The sequence below is a fragment of the Clostridium sp. AF22-10 genome (assembly GCF_003478725.1).
GTDB classification, from domain to species: Bacteria; Bacillota; Clostridia; order Lachnospirales; family Lachnospiraceae; genus Otoolea; species Otoolea fessa.
Map to the genome: position 1 here is coordinate 1 of NZ_QUFZ01000058.1, position 2,913 is coordinate 2,913.

Genomic DNA, 2,913 nt, shown 5'->3' on the forward strand with positions numbered 1-2,913 from the left:
ATTTCATATAGATCCTAAAAGTTTTAAATAATATTCCCTTAATTTTCGCTTGTTAAAGCGTTCATATAGATTGTTTTATTTAAACAATATTTACATAAATTTATTTTAATCAAAAAAGGAGAAAATTTAAGATGAAAGAATTAATCAACAGAGTAACAATCACAGGACAGCTAGTAAAAAATGCACTTGAAGAAAGAACTACGAAAGCAGGAGATGAAGTGATTAGCGGTTCTTTGACATTGAGAACAGCAGATAATAGTGAGCATGATGTAAATTTCTTTGCTTTTAAATATAAGAAAGATGAAAATAAAAATTTTACATCAGAAGAAAGTTTCTTCTATAAAGAATATAAGGATGCTATTGAAAATCTTGTAGATATGGAGCATTGCAAGGAAGAAGGTCAAACTCCAGATATCATTTCTATTACAGATGGATCATTTACCGTAAATGACTTCAAAGGTTCTAATGGTAATGTAGTAACAACCAATAGAATTTCTGCTAGATTTATCAATCGAGTAGAACCGAAAGATTATGATAACACGATTCTCGAAGCAAAATTTGAAGTAGAAGGAATTATTGAAAAGATTACCGATGAGATTGTAAAAGATGTTCCAACAGGAAACCTTGTTGTAACAATGAACGCTATTGCTCAGAGAGCAGATGGTTTTGGTAAAGATGCCAAATATGAGGCTGATTCACTTGTTCCGATTGAAATGAAAGTTGATAAGTCTATGGCAGAAGGATTCAGAAGTGCCGGATATTATGAGGGATGTTTTACTAAGCTTACAGGTGTAGTCATCAATACTGCTGAGATTCAGGAGGTGGTTGAAAAAGCTGCATTTGGTCCAGATATTAAAAAGACAGTCAAAGTACCCATTAGAAAAAATGAAGTAAAGTCTGGTATTGCTCCTACGACAGTATTCGAGCACGATCTTTCTCAGGAAATTGTAGAAGCTCTAAAAGCTAAGAGACGCGCAAAATTGGAAGAGGTTAAAGCTGGCACAGCAACTTCTTCTCAGACAGCAGAAGGTTTTCAAAAACAGTCAACTCCGCCAACAACACCTGTAACAAATTATAATCCGTTTGCTAGATAGAAATAGATAAAAACTCTACTCAGATTTGATCTGAGTAGAGAATATAAATGTAAGAAATAAAATACATAAAGGAGATATTTAACAAATGTATACTAACTTATTAGATTTAAAACCAAATAATGTATCTGTTGATCTTACTCAGTATTCTATGGTGTGGATGGGCGATACTGGTGTAGGAAAAACAACTACTCTTATGAGATTTCTAAAAGAATTATATCCAGATAAAGAACCTCTCTTTCTTGAGTTTGAAGATAGATTCCAGAACATTCCGGGAATTATGGCTGTAAAAATTAATTCTATGTCAGATTTAAAATCTATTATTGGTCAGTTAAAAAATCCAGAATTAAAGGAACGTTTCTCTTGTATTGTTCTTGATACGCTGGACAAATATGATGAATTTTGCGAAAGATATGTTCTTGAAAATAGAGATGCTGAGATTCTTAAAGATGTTGGAGCATATGGTGAAGGTACGCTTCGTTTTAAGAGTGCTTTAAGAAATATTGGAGTAATTCAGAGTCTTGGATATACAGTACATTGCATCGCTCAGTCTGCACATAGCAAAGATTTTGATACGAAAGTAGAAAGTGATGCTATGAAGCTAAATAAAAACACATTTAGTTATTGTAGAGAAGCAGCATTTCTAGTTGGTTATATGTATCGTGAAAAAGATGAAAGATTCATTACATTCAAAAAGAATAGTAAGTATCCAGATTTAAAAGATACATTTAATCTTCCTGAAAAAATTAATGTAAAAGAATTAAAGTCAGTATGGGAAAAGGCAGTTGAAGATCTTGGAGGAGATTTCACTACTAAAGACAAAACCATTGATAAGACCGCGCCAGTGGAAGATTTCGAAGCAATTAAGGCAAAAGGAATTGAATTAGGTGGATTACTTGCTTCTAATGGTCATTTAGATGACGCAACTGCTGTTCTTCAGAAAAATCTTGGATTGGACGAAAATGGTAATGTCAAAATGTTTGATACCTTGAGAGATACACAGTTAGATCTTACGAAGGTTATCGTTATGGAACTGGAAGAACTTGTTCAGAAATATGGAATTAAAGCGTAAATGAGACACGGGGTGGATTTTCCTCCCCATTCTCTAAAGGTGGGTCTGTATGCCTAGATTATCAACGTGTAAAGGTTGTGGAAAGAAACTTCAACCAGAAGAAAAATTTACATATTCATCAAAAACATATTGTGAAAACTGTTTTAAAGAAGTTCAGAGAGAATCAGAAGAGTACAAACAGTTAATTGGTTTTATTTGTGAAAATTATCATATTGATAAGCCAAATGGATTTATGTTGAAGCAAATAAAATCATTTAGAACAGAATACAATTATTCATATGCGGCGATGACATATACGCTATGGTATTGTCATGATGTGTTAGGAAAAGCATTTGATGAAAAATATGGAGTTTCACTGATTAAATATTATTATGATGAAGCAAAAGAGTATTATTCTCAGCAAGAAAAATTAAAGAAGCAAGTTGACAATTTATCAAACATGAAAATAAAAACAAAGATAGTAAAACCTACATCTGTAAATTCTGAAAAAAATAAAGCATCTTTGATAAATTTGGGAGATTTATTGAAGGGCGGTGAGTCAAATTAACTTTTATCAACAGGTAGATAAAAAAGCAATTTTCTTACTATTTGGTTGTTATTGCATCAATCCTAAATATGTATTAGATGAAAAATATTCTACCAATTTGGGAGATTTATTGAAGGGCGGTGAGTCAAATTAACTTTTATCAACAGGTAGATAAAAAAGCAATTTTCTTACTATTTGGTTGTTATTGCATCAATCCTAAATAT

Annotated in this window: 3 protein-coding genes; all 3 read left to right on the forward strand. The window is 31.9% G+C overall.

Annotation, left to right across the window (positions count from 1 at the left end; translation table 11 throughout):
* Window positions 1-131 precede the first annotated feature (131 nt).
* The 3 genes from DWX91_RS16130 to DWX91_RS16140 all read left to right on the forward strand — a co-directional run bounded on the left by DWX91_RS16130 (window position 132) and on the right by DWX91_RS16140 (window position 2,710).
* Window positions 132-1,094, forward strand: coding sequence for a hypothetical protein (locus DWX91_RS16130; protein ID WP_118539805.1), 963 nt, complete (start codon window positions 132-134; stop codon window positions 1,092-1,094).
* Window positions 1,095-1,179: 85 nt separating this feature from the next.
* A complete protein-coding gene (locus DWX91_RS16135) occupies window positions 1,180-2,163 on the forward strand; it encodes an AAA family ATPase (RefSeq protein WP_118539807.1) in 984 nt (327 codons plus the stop codon).
* Window positions 2,164-2,212: 49 nt separating this feature from the next.
* Window positions 2,213-2,710, forward strand: a complete 498-nt coding sequence (locus DWX91_RS16140; protein ID WP_118539809.1) for a hypothetical protein — start codon at window positions 2,213-2,215, stop codon at window positions 2,708-2,710.
* Window positions 2,711-2,913 lie beyond the last annotated feature (203 nt).

What these genes read in the sequence shown, in the direction of transcription:
- DWX91_RS16135 (WP_118539807.1), top strand. Translation starts at nt 1,180, where the DNA reads ATGTATACTAACTTATTAGATTTAAAACCAAATAATGTATCTGTTGAT.
- DWX91_RS16130 (WP_118539805.1), top strand. Translation starts at nt 132, where the DNA reads ATGAAAGAATTAATCAACAGAGTAACAATCACAGGACAGCTAGTAAAA.
- DWX91_RS16140 (WP_118539809.1), top strand. Translation starts at nt 2,213, where the DNA reads ATGCCTAGATTATCAACGTGTAAAGGTTGTGGAAAGAAACTTCAACCA.